Source organism: Sphingobacterium sp. BN32 (assembly GCF_030503615.1).
Classification (GTDB): domain Bacteria; phylum Bacteroidota; class Bacteroidia; order Sphingobacteriales; family Sphingobacteriaceae; genus Sphingobacterium.
Map to the genome: position 1 here is coordinate 2711557 of NZ_CP129963.1, position 17509 is coordinate 2729065.

At 41.7% G+C, this 17509-nt stretch carries 13 protein-coding genes and 1 tRNA gene; 7 read left to right on the plus strand and 7 right to left on the minus strand.

Annotation, left to right across the window (positions count from 1 at the left end):
- Nucleotides 1-7: 7 nt before the first annotated feature.
- The 3 genes from bamA to QYC40_RS11475 all read left to right on the plus strand — a co-directional run bounded on the left by bamA (nt 8) and on the right by QYC40_RS11475 (nt 3831).
- The gene (gene bamA, locus QYC40_RS11465; RefSeq protein ID WP_301990379.1) at nt 8-2581 is read left to right on the plus strand and encodes an outer membrane protein assembly factor BamA; all 2574 of its coding nucleotides are present in this window, start codon (nt 8-10) and stop codon (nt 2579-2581) included.
- Between the two features lie 61 nt (nt 2582-2642).
- Nucleotides 2643-3176, plus strand: coding sequence for an OmpH family outer membrane protein (locus QYC40_RS11470; protein WP_260040867.1), 534 nt, complete (start codon nt 2643-2645; stop codon nt 3174-3176).
- A gap of 97 nt (nt 3177-3273) precedes the next feature.
- Entirely contained in the window at nt 3274-3831 is a 558-nt protein-coding gene (locus QYC40_RS11475; RefSeq protein WP_149526792.1) for an OmpH family outer membrane protein, read from the plus strand.
- A gap of 81 nt (nt 3832-3912) precedes the next feature.
- Here QYC40_RS11475 and QYC40_RS11480 read toward each other — a convergent pair whose 3' ends face one another.
- Nucleotides 3913-5604: a GMC oxidoreductase gene (locus QYC40_RS11480; protein WP_301990380.1), complete on the minus strand. Its 1692-nt coding sequence runs from the start codon at nt 5602-5604 to the stop codon at nt 3913-3915.
- 256 nt (nt 5605-5860) lie between these two features.
- Between QYC40_RS11480 and QYC40_RS11485 the strand changes: the two genes are divergently transcribed.
- Nucleotides 5861-7153: a (Fe-S)-binding protein gene (locus QYC40_RS11485; RefSeq protein ID WP_301990381.1), complete on the plus strand. Its 1293-nt coding sequence runs from the start codon at nt 5861-5863 to the stop codon at nt 7151-7153.
- 12 nt (nt 7154-7165) lie between these two features.
- Nucleotides 7166-7960, plus strand: a complete 795-nt coding sequence (locus tag QYC40_RS11490) for a (Fe-S)-binding protein (protein ID WP_301990382.1) — start codon at nt 7166-7168, stop codon at nt 7958-7960.
- Nucleotides 7961-8018: 58 nt separating this feature from the next.
- Here the strand turns inward: QYC40_RS11490 and QYC40_RS11495 are convergent.
- From QYC40_RS11495 to QYC40_RS11515, 5 genes are all read right to left on the minus strand, one after another.
- A tRNA-Leu gene (locus QYC40_RS11495) sits at nt 8019-8102 on the minus strand.
- A gap of 55 nt (nt 8103-8157) precedes the next feature.
- On the minus strand, nt 8158-9036 hold the full coding sequence (locus QYC40_RS11500; protein WP_301990383.1) for an exopolyphosphatase: 879 nt from the start codon (nt 9034-9036) through the stop codon (nt 8158-8160).
- Between the two features lie 31 nt (nt 9037-9067).
- Entirely contained in the window at nt 9068-10129 is a 1062-nt protein-coding gene (locus tag QYC40_RS11505) for a Gfo/Idh/MocA family oxidoreductase (protein WP_301990384.1), read from the minus strand.
- An 11-nt stretch (nt 10130-10140) separates the two neighbouring features.
- Nucleotides 10141-10752, minus strand: coding sequence for a hypothetical protein (locus QYC40_RS11510; RefSeq protein ID WP_301990385.1), 612 nt, complete (start codon nt 10750-10752; stop codon nt 10141-10143).
- A 90-nt stretch (nt 10753-10842) separates the two neighbouring features.
- Nucleotides 10843-13419 carry a phosphoenolpyruvate carboxylase gene (locus QYC40_RS11515; RefSeq protein WP_301990386.1) on the minus strand — a complete coding sequence of 859 codons (2577 nt, stop codon included), beginning with the start codon at nt 13417-13419 and terminating at the stop codon, nt 10843-10845.
- Between the two features lie 240 nt (nt 13420-13659).
- Between QYC40_RS11515 and QYC40_RS11520 the strand changes: the two genes are divergently transcribed.
- Nucleotides 13660-15852 carry an FUSC family membrane protein gene (locus tag QYC40_RS11520; protein ID WP_301990387.1) on the plus strand — a complete coding sequence of 731 codons (2193 nt, stop codon included), beginning with the start codon at nt 13660-13662 and terminating at the stop codon, nt 15850-15852.
- Complete coding sequence (locus tag QYC40_RS11525; protein ID WP_301990388.1) at nt 15845-16813, plus strand: YpdA family putative bacillithiol disulfide reductase; 969 nt, start codon at nt 15845-15847, stop codon at nt 16811-16813. The genes QYC40_RS11520 and QYC40_RS11525 overlap by 8 nt, the downstream gene beginning before the upstream one ends.
- On the opposite strand, the gene QYC40_RS11530 is transcribed toward QYC40_RS11525, so the two are convergent.
- On the minus strand, nt 16810-17421 hold the full coding sequence (locus QYC40_RS11530) for a TetR/AcrR family transcriptional regulator (RefSeq protein ID WP_301990389.1): 612 nt from the start codon (nt 17419-17421) through the stop codon (nt 16810-16812). The two genes, QYC40_RS11525 and QYC40_RS11530, sit on opposite strands and share 4 nt — an antisense overlap.
- Nucleotides 17422-17509 lie beyond the last annotated feature (88 nt).

Consider the following 17509-nt stretch of genomic DNA (forward strand, 5'->3'; position numbering starts at 1 on the left):
AGAGTAGATGAAGCATAAAATTAAACTTACCTTATTACTGACCATATTCTTATTAAATTTTGCGCATGCGCAGATCCCTGGCAACCGCCCGCTAAATTTAAATAACCGAAACGACATCAGTGCATTAGAACCAAAGAGTTATGTGATCGGCGGGATTGAGGTTAAAGGAGCTCAGTATTTGGATAAGGACGTATTGATTACTATTTCACGCCTTACAGTTGGAGAATACATCGAGGTTCCGAGTGAACAAACAGCCAACGTTATTAAGTTTTTAATGGATCAAAACTTATTCGAGGATGTTCAGCTTTATGCTACCAGAATTCAAGACGAAACGATCTTTTTAGAAATCCGCGTTGTCGAACGTCCGAGATTGACCCGCGTCGATCTTAATGGTTTGAGCAAAAGCCAGACAGAGGAAGTTCGCAAGCGTTTAAACGCAAATACAGGGAAGATTGTAAACGAAAATTTGCTTCAAACAACGAAGAATACGATCGAGAAATTTCTACGTGAGAAATCGTATTTATACCCAGAAATAAAAATTACAACCAAAAAAGACTCTGCACAAAGCAATAACGAAATTGTTGTAGTCGATGTAGAGCGTAATAAAAAGATTAAAGTTAGAAAAGTTGAGTTCGAAGGAAACGAAGAATTCAGCGACAAGCAATTGCGCAAGTACCTAAAAGGTGTAAAACCTAGAGCTTGGTTCCGTGTATTTGGTCCTGGAAAATTCAAGGAAGACAAATACGAAGAGGCTAAGGAAAAGCTAGTTGCTAAGATGCAAGATAAAGGATACCGTGATGCACAGATCTTAAAGGATAGTGTTTATCGTTATGACAATAACGAGGTTGCTATTGATTTCGACATCTACGAAGGTCCTAAATACTATGTTGGTAATATCGATTGGGCAGGAAACGCGAAGTACAAAGACTCGGTTTTGAATATCTTATTAGGCATTCAAAAAGGCGATGTATATAGCGAGGAGAAATTGAACTCTAAGCTTTCGGGTCCTACAAGAAACTCAGATGATATTGCTGCAATCTATCAAAACGACGGTTATTTAACTTTCAACGTTCAACCGGTTATCAAACGTATCTACCAAGACACGGTGGATATCGAGATACAGATGTTTGAAGGTAAACAATATACAATCAACAATGTAATCCTGAAAGGTAACGACGTAACGAATGACCGTGTTGTTCTTCGTTCGATCTACTCTAAGCCAGGTCAAAAATACTCTCGTGAGTTATTAGTGCGTTCTGTACGTGAGATTTCACAATTAGGAATGTTTGATGAGCAGAAGGTTACTCCTATGCCGACAAACTTAAACTATGAAGAGGGTACGACCGATATCGAATTTACTGTTGCTGAAAAACCTTCTGACCAGGTGGAGCTATCCGGTGGTTATGGTGCAGGACAAGTAATCGGTACTTTAGGTTTAACATTTAACAACTTCTCGACGAGCAATTTCTTTAAGAAAGAGGCTTGGAAGCCACTTCCTCGTGGAGATGGACAGAAATTAAGTATTCGTGGTCAGACTTCGGGAAAACGCTATCAATCGTATAGCTTCTCCTTCTCAGAGCCTTGGTTAGGTGGTAAGAAACCAATCTATTTTGGATTGAGTGCTTATATCTCTAACTCGCAATCCCAATACTATAATCCGCAGACTGGACGTTATGAGGGATATGAAAACAACCCTAAGATTCAAATGCACGGGGTGACAGCGACCTTAGGTAAGCGTTTGCAATGGCCGGATAACTATTTCCAGATTAACAGTTCCTTATCTTACCAACGTTATAACTTAGAGAACTACGGAAACTACTTCTTATTCTCTAATGGTACTGCGACGAACATCAACTTTACACAAGAGATCAGTAGAAACTCGATTGATGCACCTATCTACCCTACTTCGGGTTCGCACTTGAAATTCAGCGTGCAGTTAACTCCTCCTTACTCGGCATGGAACAATATTGACTACGCAACAGCGCCAGACAACGAGAAATACAAATGGACAGAGTATCACAAGTGGAAGTTTGATTCGCAATGGTACACGAAGATTGTAGGTAAATTGGTATTGAAAACACAAGCACAGTTTGGTTACTTAGGCAGCTATGGAGATAGAACACCAACTTCACCATTTGAGCGTTTCAAATTAGGTGGTGATGGTATGCAAGGTTTCGACTTCTTACAAGGTTCAGAGATCATCGCGATGCGTGGATATGCAAACGGTACAATTATCCCTGCGACGACAGGTAATAAGATGCAGGATATCGCTATCCAATCTGGTAGCCCGATTTATGCGAAATACCAAATCGAGCTTCGCCATCCGATCATGTTAAATGAGCAAGCAACTGTATTTGCTTTAGCATTTGCGGAAGCAGGTAACACGTGGAATAAGTTTGATGAAGTAAATCCGTTCAAGGTTCGTCGTTCGGTTGGTGTGGGTGCTCGTATCTTCTTACCTATCTTTGGTATGCTAGGTATTGACTATGGACATGCCTTAGATCCGATTCCAGGTCTTGTTGAATCTAGATGGAAACAAAACTTCACATTCAGTATCATCCAGAACATGGGAGGATTTTAAGATTAAACTTTTTAGCACAATATTTGTCATAAACAAAGAAATGATTAAAATTTGTACCTCTATGAAACGAATATTAGTATTAGTAGCTATGCTAGCCTTCATGGGCAGTGTATCATATGCGCAGAAATTGGCTTATGTGGATTCGGAATATGTGATGAAACACATCCCGGAATATACCAATGCTCAAAAGCAATTGGATAACTTATCACAGCAATGGCAAGCGGAAGTTGACAAGCAATACGCATCGATCGAGACATTGTATAAAGCTTACCAGAATGATGCTCCTCGTTTGAATGAGGACATGCGCAGACGTCGTGAAGACGAGATTGTAAATAAAGAGAAATCAGTTAAGGAGTTTCAACGCGGTAAATTCGGTATGGACGGTGAGTTGTTTCAACAACGCGAGAAGTTGATGAAGCCTATTCAAGACCGTGTTCAAAAAGCAATTCAAGACGTTGCGCGAGCTCAGCAATATGATTTCGTATTAGACAAACGTAGTGAAACATCCTTCCTTTACGCTAATCCAGCGATGGACAAAAGTAACGAGGTTATTACGAAATTAGGATTGAAGCCTAATGCATCCTTAGCGAACTAAGATTTTTTATTATTATTGTGTAACTAATTTTTAACTAGATAATTTAAAATAGCAAAAAACCTTATATCTCAGTATATAAGACATTAACATGAACAGCATGAAAAATTTATTGAAAAGTGTAGTAGTAGCATCAGGAGTTTTATTGGCGGCAAACACTGCAAGTGCGCAACAAAAAATCGGACATATCAATACTGCAGAAATCGTACAGTCGACTCCAGAATTTCAAGCGGCAGAAGCACAAATGAAAACCTTAAGCGAAACAAAACAAAAAGAGCTTCAAGGAATGTATGCTGAATACCAAAAGAAACAAAACGACGCAAACGAGAAGTTGAGAAACAGAAGTGAAGCAAATAAAGAGTCTGTAGATGCAGAGGTTCAACAAATCGCTAACTCTATGCGTGAGATGGAAACTCGTATCCAAGATGTTCAACGTGTAGCACAAGAAGACATTGGTAAAAAACAACAAGAGCTTTACGCTCCTATCGAGCAAAAAGTATTCACTGCAATCAATGCAGTAGCTCAAGAAAAAGGTTATGCTTACGTGTTAGACGTTTCTAACGGTGGTATCCCTTACTTCGGTGGTGGTGATGACTTAACAGCGGATATCAAGAAAAAACTTGGAATTTCTGCAACAGCAACACCAGCTAAGAAATAAGTATTAAGAACTTATTGAAATTAAAAAGAGGTCTGTATCAAATTGATGCAGACCTCTTTTTTTGGGGGGGTATAATGATCGTTAAAGATTTTGCTTTTTCATTTCCTCCATGGCGTAATTGGCCGCTCTTGCGGTTAAAGCCATAAAGGTGAGCGAAGGGTTTTGTGTCCCGGTGGAAGTCATAGCTGCACCGTCCGTTACGAATACGTTCTTGCAAAGATGCATCTGATTCCATTTATTGAGGATGGAGGTCTTCGGATCATTGCCCATCCTTGCTCCTCCCATTTCGTGGATATCGAGCCCCGGATTCTGCTGACTATTGTTCTTATAGATATTCTTGGCACCAATGTATTTTAACATCTCAGAAGCTTGATTATGGAAGTCCTCCATGCTCTTCTGGTCATTGTCATCATATTGAACAGCCGTGATGAGTTGCGGCATTCCGAACTTATCTTTTTTATCATCGCTTAGACGAACGTGATTGCTCTCTTTCGGGATGGTCTCTCCCTGCATCATCATGCTTATCCCCCATCCGCCAACTTCGCTTAAACTATCTTTGAAATCTGCGCCTACTTGCATTTCCGACGGCACCCCCCGGCGGCGATAGGCCGAGAAGAAGGAAGCATAGCCACGTAGGAAGTCTGTTTCTTGTTTTTTGACATTTCGGAAATTAGGAATGATAGGCTGCGTCGGTCTCCGCCCATAGTAATACTGGTCTTCGAAGCCCTCGATACTACCACCTACGCTTCCTAAATAGTTGTGGAAGGCGATGTATTTCCCTAAGACACCGCTGTCATTACCTAAGCCGTTCGGGAAACGAGCGGACTTGGAGTTCAACAGAATGAGATTGCTCGCCAGGGCGGATGCATTCAAGAAGATGACTTTGGCTTTGTATTCAGTCGATTCGAGAGTCTCAGCGTCTATGACACGTACGCCGGAGGCCTTCTGCGTATTTTCATCATAAAGAATGGACTCTACGATAGCATTGGGCTTTAAGGTCATATTACCTGTTTTCTGTGCCCAAGGCAACGTGGAAGCATTCGAGCTAAAGTATCCTCCAAATGGACAGCCGCGTTGGCACATGGTCCTGTTTTGGCATTGTGTCCTTCCCTGTTGAATATGTATAGGTTGCGGCGATGAAATATGCGCACAGCGCCCTGAAATAACTTGTCGGTCTGGATATTTAGCAGGGATCTTCTGCTGAATCATTTTTTCTACAGCATTCAGGTCGAAAGCTGGGAGAAACTCCCCATCGGGCATTGCCGCATTGCCATCGCGATTGCCAGAGACGCCGATAAACTTCTCGACGTAGCTATACCAAGGCGCAATATCCTTATAACGTATCGGCCAGTCTACCGCAAAGCCATCACGGGCGGGCCCTTCGAAATCAAAATCGCTCCAGCGCTGTACTTGTCGCGCCCAGGTCAATGACTTGCCACCAACCTGATAGCTGCGAATCCAGTCGAATGGATGCTCTTGTATGTATTCTTGATCTTTGTCTTTCGTGAAGAAATGCATAGCATCCTCTCGGAAAGCATAGCATTTTGAGGCAATAGGATTCTCTTGACGAACCGCATTACTAAGGGCATTATGATGTTCGAATTGCCAATAATCTGTAAAGGCCGTGGGATAATCTTTGATGTGCTTAACGTCTCTACCCCGTTCTAGAACCAGCGTTTTGAATCCCTTTTCGCAGAATTCTTTCGCTGCCCATCCTCCGGAAATACCCGAGCCAATGACAATTACATCAAACTGATTTGTTTCAGACTTCATGCTGTTTTTCAATAGATTGATAATGGAAAGAATCCATTAGTTGATTTTGGTTGCAAAGCGCAATTTACGAAAGACTAGGCATATTAATTAGGTTTTTGTGCGATTGAATTAATAATGTTATTTTGTAAGACAAGATATGATAAACATTGATATTCTTATCCTATTGTGCCAATTGTTTTTAATGTTTCTAAATAATTTATTATGCATGCATAGTATAGTCGGTTTTTTTATCTTTGTTATACCTAATTTGTAAACTATGATAGGTCAGATATTGTTCGGCGTCTTATTAATAGCGTCTCTCATTCTATTCTTCATCAATGCGAAAAAGATTTACCGCAACATTAAGTTGGGCAAGTCGGTCAATCGTTTTGATCGGCCTTCGGAGCGATTGAAGACGATGCTCTTAGTCGCTTTCGGTCAGAAAAAGATGTTTAAGCGACCGATTCCAGCATTGCTACACTTGTTTGTATATGTTGGGTTCTGTATTATCAACATCGAAATGTTGGAGATCGTGATTGATGGGCTATTCGGTACACACCGGGTATTCTCCTTCATGGGCGGCTTTTACAACTTCCTGATCTATGCATTTGAGCTATTGGCATTTTCCGTTCTATTAGGCTGCGTGATCTTCTTTATCCGCAGAAACTTCTTAAAACTGAAGCGCTTAAATCAGTCGGAATTAAATAACTGGCCGAAAACAGATGCAAACCTGATCCTGACTGCGGAGATCTTATTAATGGCGGCTTTCTTGTTCATGAATGCTGCAGATCAAAAGCTTCAGGCACTAGGCGCAGAGCATTATCATATTGCTGGTGCTTTTCCAGTGAGTTCTTATTTAGTCAATCTATTACCCAATGAGGTCAGTAGCTTGATATTGATCGAGCGCTTTTGCTGGTGGTTCCATATCATCGGAGTATTTGCGTTCTTGAATTACTTACCGATTTCTAAACACTTGCATATCCTTCTTGCATTCCCTAACACGTATTTTACACGTTTGGAACCAAAAGGGAAGTTCGACAATATGCCTTCAGTAACCGAAGAAGTGAAGGTGATGTTGGATCCGTCGCTCCCTCCTCCTACTGGCGAGCCTAGCCGTTTCGGTGTGAAGGATGCCTTGGATCTGACCTGGAAAAACCTACTGGACGCTTACACCTGTACTGAATGCGGACGTTGTACATCTTCCTGTCCGGCAAACATCACCGGAAAGTTGCTATCACCACGTAAGATCATGATGGACACCAGAGACCGTATTGAGGAGATTGGCAAGAACATCGATAAGAATGGAAGCTTCCAGGACGATGGAAAAGCTTTATTGGACAACTATATCACTAGGGAGGAAATATGGGCTTGTACAAGCTGTAATGCTTGCGTGGAGCAATGTCCAGTCAACATCAATCCGCTAGAGATCATTATTGGCTTGAGACAGTACGCGGTGATGGAAGAATCACAAGCACCATCGAGTGTAAACAATATGCTTTCGAATTTGGAGAACAACGGCGCGCCTTGGAAATATTCACAGGCTGACCGCGCTAATTGGACAAATCAATAAGAAGAATTTAACATGGAAAATAATATACATATCCCTACGGTCGCTGAGTTATTAGCAAAAGGAGAATCACCGGACTTATTGTTCTGGGTTGGATGTGCGGGGAGCTTCGATGAGCGCGCTCAACGGATTACGAGAGACATCTGTAAGATTTTACATCATGTGGGTATTAAATACGCCATCCTCGGAACGGAAGAGAGCTGTACCGGCGACCCTGCAAAGCGCGCGGGCAATGAGTTCTTATTCCAAATGCAGGCCATGATGAACATTGATCTGTTGAATGGCTATGAGATTAAAAAGATCGTCACAGCATGTCCACATTGCTTTAATACTTTAAAGAACGAGTATCCTAGTTTGGGCGGTAATTATGAGGTTATTCACCATTCCCAGCTTATACAATCGTTGATTGATGAAGGAAAACTGAAGCCTGCTGACGGACATGAGTTCAAAGGAAAGAAGATTACCTTTCATGACCCTTGCTATTTAGGCCGTGCGAATGATGTATATGAGGCCCCTAGAAGAGCACTGGAGGTATTGGATGCTGACTTGGTCGAATTGAAGCGTTGTAAGGCTAATGGGCTTTGCTGTGGTGCTGGTGGTGCGCAGATGTTTAAAGAGCCGGAGAAAGGCGATAAAGATGTCAACGTAGAACGTATCGAGGACGTCATAGAAAGTCAAGCATCGGTGGTAGCTGCGGCTTGTCCATTCTGTATGACGATGTTGCGCGACGGCGTCAAGGTTAAAGAAAAAGAACAAGAAATTCAAGTCTTGGATATTGCGGAGATTACCGTCAAAGCAAATAAGATCTAAGATAAATCGCATAATAAAAAAGCCTTGCACGATGCAAGGCTTTTTTATTGCTTTGGAGTACCTAGGAGCAGATTCGAACTGCCATGCCCATTCAGGCGCCACCCCCTCAAGATGGTGCGTCTACCAATTTCGCCACCTAGGTATCTATACCGCAAAAATAGAATTATTTTCGATACTTACAACGATTGTGATCTGTATTATTTCTTGAAATTTTTATTGATTAAGGTTTGGATTATTCCATCCGCTAGACCAATTCTTGGCGCTGTAATATTTTTCAGATGTCCCACCTTCATGATAGTTAAAAATATCTCAGCTGCCGGAATAATAACATCGGCACGGTCTTGCTTCAGTTCCAGGATGTTAATACGATCCTTTAATGAATAAGAATTCAAGTAGACATACAGTGCTTTCAGTTTCGCATAGGAAATAGGCTTATCGGCTTTCTCATTAGCAAGTCGCGACAGCTTATTGATGTTTCCTCCGGATCCTATTCCGTAAATGTTCTTATAAGATTTGGTGATATCCTTCACCCAGCGCTTCATATCATCCCATGTGTCTGGAGAATCCTGGTTATCGAGAATACGGATTGTCCCTAAGTTAAATGATCTGGATGCGACAAGGTCGCCATTAGCAAACAAAGAGATCTCTGTACTACCACCGCCTACGTCGATATATAGATAGACTTTATTGCGATCCATCGCCGTTTGGCTATGCACGTTGTAGATAATCTGTGCTTCTACGCCTCCATCAATAATCTGAATATCTATTCCTGCCTTTTTACATGCTGCGACCACATCTGGACCATTATCAGCATCGCGCATCGCTGAAGTAGCACAAGCCATATAGTCCGAAACACGATATACATCCATCAGATTTCGGAAAGCACTCATGGTTTTCACCATGCTTTCAAATTTGCCCTCAGAAATATGTCGATGTATAAACGCGTCGTCGCCAAGGCGTAATGGCACGCGTAATAAGGTGTTTTTACTGAAAATTATTTCGTTTTCTCTTTCAATGATATCGGCAATTAACAACCGGACGGCGTTTGAACCAATATCTATAGCAGCATATCTCACGTTAGTATATTTGAATTAACGACAATTTTAGTTATCCTAAATTAACTGTATGTAAACTTAATATTAAATAGTATTTACTAGGTTCTAGTACTTCTAATTGCCAAATTATTTGATCTTTATTCACAAAGTAAGGCTTGTTATTTCGAATAGCCTCATAGACTTCATCAAATAAGGACATATACAGCCCTCTTTCCGAAGGAATTAATGCTGTTTGAAGCTCTTTTAAGTCGTTCTCAAAAGTTAAAAGTCCTTCTTTGTTTTCTGGTTCCAGGCCGAAGTCTGCTTCGAGTGGCGACTTGCCTGCTAATAGTTGTGATTCTTGTGTATCCGTGCGATCTTTGACAAAGCTTCCTTTTGTGCCATGGAGCACAAAGCTTGCCTGCGGATTAGCCACCAAAAGACTAGTCGTAATAAATACATTTAGTCCACCGGAATAATTTAAGATAATGCTTCCATAATCATCCACTAACGAGTTCTCACGGAAGGTGCCCTTGATCTTCGTCATGGACTTAGGTCTTCCGAACAGAGCAATCACCTGGTCTAGTAAATGAGACCCTAAGTCGTACAGTATACCCGAGGCAGGTTGTTTCTTCTCTTTGAAGGCTTTGACACCGATACTAGGTTTAAACCTATCAAAACGGATATGAAGCTCTATCGGACGGCCTACACTTTCTTCTTGAATTATTTTCTTTAGGGATTGATAATCCGAATCAAAGCGACGATTATGATATGGAAGGAGTAGTTTCCCGTATTCTTCAGCAAGTTCAAATAGCATGGCGGCTTCCCTTGCTGTAGGGGCTACTGGTTTTTCGATCAAGACATGCTTGCCAGCTTTCAAAGCCTTCTCGGCAAATGCGACATGCGTATCGTTGGGAGTATTGACCACCACCAGTTCAATTTCCGGATCGTTGAGCAGCTCATCGATGGAATTATAACTGATGATATCGGGGTAATCAAGCTGTGCGTTTTTCTTGGATCTTTCGACTACAGCTTTCAATTTGAAGCGAGGGTTGGCCCCTATAAACGGCGCATGGAATATCCTTCCGGACATTCCATACGACATTATACCTGTTATTATTTGCTGATTCAGCATAGGCAATATGCTTAGTGATGCGCGTGCTCTTCTTTACCACCTGCTGCTTTGTAAAGCTCAGCGATAGTTTCAGATTTTGCTACGGCGTAATCTCTTAATTCTTTGTTTGTATTGCGTGACATTCTTCTGAAGTGCTCTTTAACCACTGCAATTTGGTGTTGGATGTGGTGTAAATAAGCTTCATCCGAGTAAACCTCAGCGTGGCGAGCAAGCTCAACCGGCGCTGCTGCTGCAACTGAGTCTGGCGTTGCGGTATCCTCTTCTACTGCTACAGTAGTCGTTGCTTCCGAAGGCGCAGTATATTGCTCAGCACCTAGGATTGGGAAATCTACGTGGAATTTCGTTGCTAATGAGTCTAGTTGTGGCAACATCTCTCCGAAAACCTTTGCTACTTTTCCTGCAACCTCTTTGGCTTGCGCTGACCCTACAGTTTCAACATGTTTAGAATAGGAAGCCTCATAAGGAGCGATGGTTCCTACCTGTCTGAAAAAAGCATAAGCATCACCATCAACCAATGTCGTATGTGTATATTTCAATTGGTTCTCATCTGCGGTTTTAAACACGCAAGATGACAATGAAGTACTTGCTAAAACTGCTGCAACAAATAATGTATTTAATTTCATCGCTTTATAATATTTTAAAAACACACAAAAATAAAAAAATATCGCTATTAAGACGTATAAATTCCTATTTTCATGCAATTCAAAATCATTCTATGCCAAATTACGTCCCGCATTGACAACACCGTAGATGGTTCGACCGATTAATTTCCGATAAACGTCCGCTTTTTTATCATCCAATTTATTGCTTTCCAATTTTCGGATCGCGTAATGCTGAATAATTAATAAAGGAAGAATGATCTTCTCACGTTCGCAAATGGAAGCTTTCTCTACGGGATAATTTTCCATCAACTCAGTCATCCCCGTCAGTTTCAGTAAATATTCCTTCGTACGATCAAACTCGTCTTTCAACATTCTCCAGAATTCACCGAACTCAGGATCATCCTGCATATAGGAGGTGATATTGAAGTTAGACTTGGTCATGGACATCATACAGTTGTCAATAATGGTATTGAACATCCCAGAGGTCTCGTATAGATTTTTCACATAAGACCACATGTTGTTATCCTCGGCCCACTGTAAAGCAGTTCCCACCCCGTAGAATCCTGGAATATTTTGTTTTAACTGACTCCAAGCAGTTACGAAACTGATCGCTCTCAAGTCTTCTAAGCGTAATTCTTTATCCGAATTACGTTTTACCGGGCGACTGCTGATATTAATCGATGCCAAACTCTTCAAAGGACTCAACGTCTCAAGATATTTTAAAAACTTCGGATGCTTTCTCAACGACAAAAACTTCTTGTGACTTTCAGCAGCCATCTGATCGATCACCTTCTTTTGCTTCGCCGTCAATGTATCGCCTTCTTTCTGACGTAGATCGGAAACAATTCCCGCGTGCAATAACTGCTCGATGTTATACTTCGCAGTATCTAAGGAACCGTATTGCGAGCTGATTGTCTGTCCCTGAATAGTCAATTGGATATGGTTGTTTTCAATTTCCTTACCCATAGAAGCGTAGAAGCGTTGTGTTTTACCACCACCACGCGCCGGGGGGCCACCACGCCCGTCAAAGAATACCAAATCAACATCGAACTCTCTGGAAATAGCGGTTAGTTCGATCTTCGCTCTATAGATAGACCAGTTTGCCATTAAATAGCCACCGTCTTTGGTACTGTCTGAAAAGCCCAACATGATGGTTTGCTTATTTCCGCGTTTCTTCAAATGCGCGGCATACGCCTTATTTGAATATAGGCTTCGCATCACATCCGCAGCGCGAGAGAGATCATCAACCGTCTCGAACAATGGCACAAAGTCCATCGTCAAGTCCTTTTTCGACCAGCCTTGCCATAGGAAGAGCTGCATTAAACCAAGTATATCAGAAGCCTGCTGGCAATTTGAAATGATAAATCGTTGAACCGCGCGCTCCGATCCAGACTCTTGGATCTGCTTGATTAGGCGAATCACTTTTAGTGTATCCTCGACTAAAGGCGCCGGAACATCCGCTATCGCAAGGTCTTTCTCTGTAAAAGCAATTGCTTGCTCCTTTGCATCCTCATCATCGCCGATTTCTTTGATATCAATTCCTGTTTCTTTTGGATATTGTGTCAGCAACCAATTGAAGGTCTCACGCAGCACGCTGCTATCCTGGCGAATATCCAATGTCGTAAAGAAACAGCCAAAGGTTTGCACCTTACGGATCAAATCCTCCACAATCTCTACAAATAGTCCATCGTGCGTTTCTAGGAGCACGCGTTTAACCTCTTTCAGGTTGAACAGGATCTCGTCTGTTATATCCTCCGGATTTTCCTTCGGGTTGAAACTGTTTTCATATAATAGCTCCTGCAGTGCATCCAGATAGGTCTCCACGCCACGGAAGGTAATTCTACGTTTTACGATTCTGAAGTCACGGTAGTAACAACGGAAAAGAATCGTGCGAAGCAGGGTTGCCACGCGCTTCGTGCTTTCCCAGGTTACATTCGGATTGCCATCACGATCTCCACCTGGCCAGAAACCAAGCTCAACAATCTGACTGGTCTCCGCGCTTGATATTTCCAATTCGTCATCAATCTTCGACTGTATCTCCGAAGACACACGATAGAATACATTCTCCAGATACCAAGCTAAACTGATCGCCTCGTCTACCGGTGTTGGCTTCAATTTATTGATGAATGGAGTTTTACCCAACTGTTGCAACAGTAAGTGAATATTAGGGATATCATTTAGCTTCAACAACTCTATCAGGTCGTTGATGATCGATAATACAGGTCCTGGATAGAATTGCGTAGGGTGAGCCGTAAGTACCAGGCGCACCGACATGTCTTTTAGACGCTGAATCACTTGTTTCTTCGTCTCCGGATTCGATTGTGCTAATCGGAACACGGAATCCAAACCAGCAGTTTCATCAGATTTACCAACGGCCTTAAATGCCGAGTCTTCCACAGCATCGAACAATACCACTTGGCGCTCAATATATTGCACAATACGGAATAATAGATCTAAGCGATCATCTTCTTGAACATATTGTTCATATTGACCGAAAAAACTATCGATTATCGCTTCGGGAGTTAACTTCTCTTCCACACCCTTTTCACAATGGGTTGTAAAGAATGGAAGAATAGTCCCCGTGTGTTTCACACGTTGGAACGGCAATGTAAGAAACAAACTTTTATACAAATCGAAACGCGTCAGCACCTCGTTTTGAAAAGCTGCTTTTTTCTGGCTTAATCTCATAATTAAAACAAAAGTAATTTTATAGATATTCCCTGAGGATGGTCAGTGAATTACAAATATATAATTTTTATATAAAAAAGGTTATTTATTTACAATTTTAATATTCCATTCAAACATATGTTGATATTTCAGTAAATGTTATTTCTTTTCAATTTTAATTTACGAAAATCTTGGACTTAAAAAATTACTTGGCTAAAAACCTTTGAATCAGGATTCCTTCCTTATATTTGTCGTATTACGATGAAGAAAACAAAGGAAATAAGCAACTTTTTCTATAGTCAATATTTTGCTGATGGCTTGCGCATCACAATAGGCTGTGTGGTTCCGATTATTATATCAGCGGCATTTGGCGAGTTTCTCATGGGAACTTTCATTTCCTTAGGTGCCTTATTAATCGGTCTTTCCGACACACCAGGAGCGCCTTCACATCGGCGCACGGGTATGATTTCATGTCTCATCGTGTGCATCCTAACGCAGCTTATTACGGTAGCATCCAATTCTAATATTTGGATCATGACGTTGGTTATTGGGCTGTTATGTTTCCTGTATTCCATGTTCGCAGTGTTCAACGCCCGAGCAGCGACCGTCGGATCCATGGGTATCCTGATCATGCTCATCAATGTGGATGATGCCTATACGTTCAAGGATGAAATGTATTTTCTGCTGTTCTTCATTATCGGTGCCGTATGGTATATGCTGATCAGTTTTTCTTTATCACAGGTCCGCCCCTATCGTCTAGCGCAGCAGGAACTCTCTGAATCTATCCGATTTGTAGGCGACTTTATTCGACTCCGAGCTAATTTCTACGACCATAAAGTCGATCTGGATGACAATTACCGTAAGCTTATCGAAAAGCAGATTGAGGTCCATGAACATCAGGAGAATGTGCGCGACTTACTTTTCCAAAGCAAGCGATCCATTAAGGACACTACCAAGGTAGGGCGATTCCTAACGCTTATCTTTAATGATATCGTCGATCTATTTGAGCAAAGTATGACCACACATTACGACTATGAGGTCATCCGCAAAACCTATTCGCATACGGGGATATTGAAGGAATTCAGGAACCTGCTCCTCAAAATCGCAAACGAATTAGATCATTTGGCCTATCAATTAAATGCGAACCGTGCTCCAAAACCACTATATAACTTTCAAGACGATATAGACAGCATTAAGGAACTGATCGACGAAGTCGAACAGAAAGAGAACATCAATAGTATCCCCTTGAAAAAGATCTTGATCAGCATTCGCAGCATTACGATTTTTATCCATAATATCTATAATTACAATGCGATCCGATCGAATAGCGTCAATAAACAAGAGATTGATGAAGCGAACAAGTTTATCCAAACGGAGCATATTGTTTGGAGCAAATTAAGGGACAACTTATCGTTCAACTCGTCTATTTTCCGCCATGCATTGCGGATGGCGGTGGTGATGGCAGTTACCTATTTGGTGCTAAGCATGAACTGGTTTAACGTGGGCAGCATGGGAAGCTATTGGGTGTTGCTGACGATCATGGTGATCCTTAAACCAGGATTTGGCTTGACCAAGGAACGAAACTTCCAAAGGTTATTAGGTACGGTCATTGGCGGTATTATCGGCGCCATTATTTTGATGACCGTGCATAACGAAATCGCGCTTTTTATTCTGCTGATCTTTTTCTTTCTGACGGCCTACAGTCTTTTCCGGGTGAATTATATTGTCGCGGTACTCTTTATGACGCCCTACGTATTGATCATGTTGAGCTTCACCGGACATAATACCTTTGAAATCGCTAAGGAAAGAATCTTTGACACCTTTCTGGGCGGCATGATCGCTTTTATATCCAGCTATGTGGTGTTTCCGAATTGGGAGAGCTTCCAGATACGCCCGAATATGCGCCAATTGTTGATCGCAAATTATAATTACCTTGCTATTGCGGTTCGGCTCCTATCCGACGAAACGGTCAATATCACGGAATATAAACTCTCTCGCAAAGAAGTCTACATTGCTTCCGCCAATATGGGGTCCACCTTCCAACGTATGCTCTCCGAACCTAAATGGCGCCAGAAGAGCACCAAAGAAGTCAACAGATTTGTTATCCTCAACCATATTCTATCTTCCTATGGGGCTACGTTGCTAACACAATTGCAACAAGCGATGAATGCAAACTACACGAAAGAACATTTACTTCTACTGAAAAAGATACTGAACAATTTGGCAAAATCCATTGTATTGCTCACGGATGATCAGGATCAACCCGAGTTTGTGGAAGTCAGCGATTTCCCCGATGTGACCGAGGAAACATTGGATCCCACAGAATCGAAATTAATTACCGAGCAATTACAATTTTTGAATAAAATATCTGCAGATTTACACAAATCTACCGTGGATGTCATGGAGAAAGAAGCACTTATCCAGCCACAAAAAATAGAAATGATCAATGGATAGTTATTACGATATACTGATTGTCGGTGGAGGTCCTATCGGCCTCGCCTGCGGAATCGAGGCACAGAAGAATGGTTTGAGCCACATCATCCTGGAAAAAGGCTGCTTAGTCAATTCCCTGTATAACTATCCCGTCAATATGAGCTTCTTTTCTACATCCGAGCGATTAGAAATTGGTGACACACCCTTTGTGACGACTAATCCGAAGCCAAAAAGAGCAGAAGCCTTGGAATATTATCGTCGTATCGAGAGCAAATTTAATCTGAATACGCATCTTTTCGAGACTGTACTTTCTGTGCAGAAAGATCAAGGCTTATTTATTGTCGAAAGTTCTAAACAAACCTATCACGCTAAATATGTAATCATCGCTACTGGTTTTTACGATATCCCGATGTACCTCCATGTGCCCGGCGAAGAGTTGCCGAAAGTGAAGCATTACTATGATGATCCGCACTATTATGCGAAGCAAAATGTCGTTGTCGTAGGAGCCAGCAATTCCTCGATTGATGCTGCCTTGGAGACCTATAGAAAAGGTGCTAAAGTAACATTGGTCGTTCGAGGCCCGGAGATTAGCTCAAGAGTGAAATACTGGGTTCGACCGGATATAGACAATAGAATCGCCTTTGGCGAAATCAAAGCCTACTTCAACAGCCAAATCACAAGTATTAGTGAAGATCAGGTTGAGATTATGACCGAAGATGGTCTGGTTAATATCGTCAATGATTTTGTTTTAGCCTTGACCGGCTACAGACCGAATTTTGACTTCCTTCGAAAAATCGGTATCCACATCCCGGCAGAGGCACCAATGATACCAGAGCATAATCCGGAAACGATGGAAACCAATGTGGAAGGTCTATTTCTGGCAGGTGTTGTCTGTGGCGGTCTCAATACGCACTTATGGTTTATTGAAAACTCCCGAGTGCACGCCCAAATGATTTTCGCGCGGATTAATGAACTGAACTAGGGGCGCAGACCGCGAATAAAAATCGAAGCCAATTTCTTTTGTAAAGCAAGGATATATTCAAATTCCTCTTTGGTGGGCGGAATGAAGATATTATTGAACTCTTTGACTACACCGATACGCATTCCCAAAATCGATATCATGAAAATCTTAGAGGTTACAGGCAGATCATCGACGACGATTTCTCCTTTTTCCACGCCTTGGCCCAATATCTTCTGAACCTGCTCGATATCCTTGTCGATGATGGAACTACAAGCCTCTTCCAAATCTGGCGGAAACTCGTTTCGTAGGGAGTATGTATATTCAAAAATACTGTAATTCTCTTTGATGGCTTCCAATCGAGTTTCTAGAAATGCAGTGAATGCTTCCTCGATGGTATTAGACTTAGTAATTCTGTTTTCAGTCTCGGTCACCATCTCATCGACTGTATATTCTAACACAGCGGCATATAACCTATTTTTATCGGGGAAATAATAGTACAAGAGCGCTTTTGAGAACGAAAGATCCTGAGCAATCTCCGCCATGGTCGTCTTTGCCATACCAAAATGTGCAAACCTGCGGCGCGCAGCTTCTAAAATCTTTTGTCTCTTTACATCAGCGTTCTTTGCCATTCTATTAATTAAATTAGTTTATAAATGCTGGTTTAATTATCTTTACCACTCTTTAACTAAGTTACTTTATTTTTTCGAATTTTTAAAG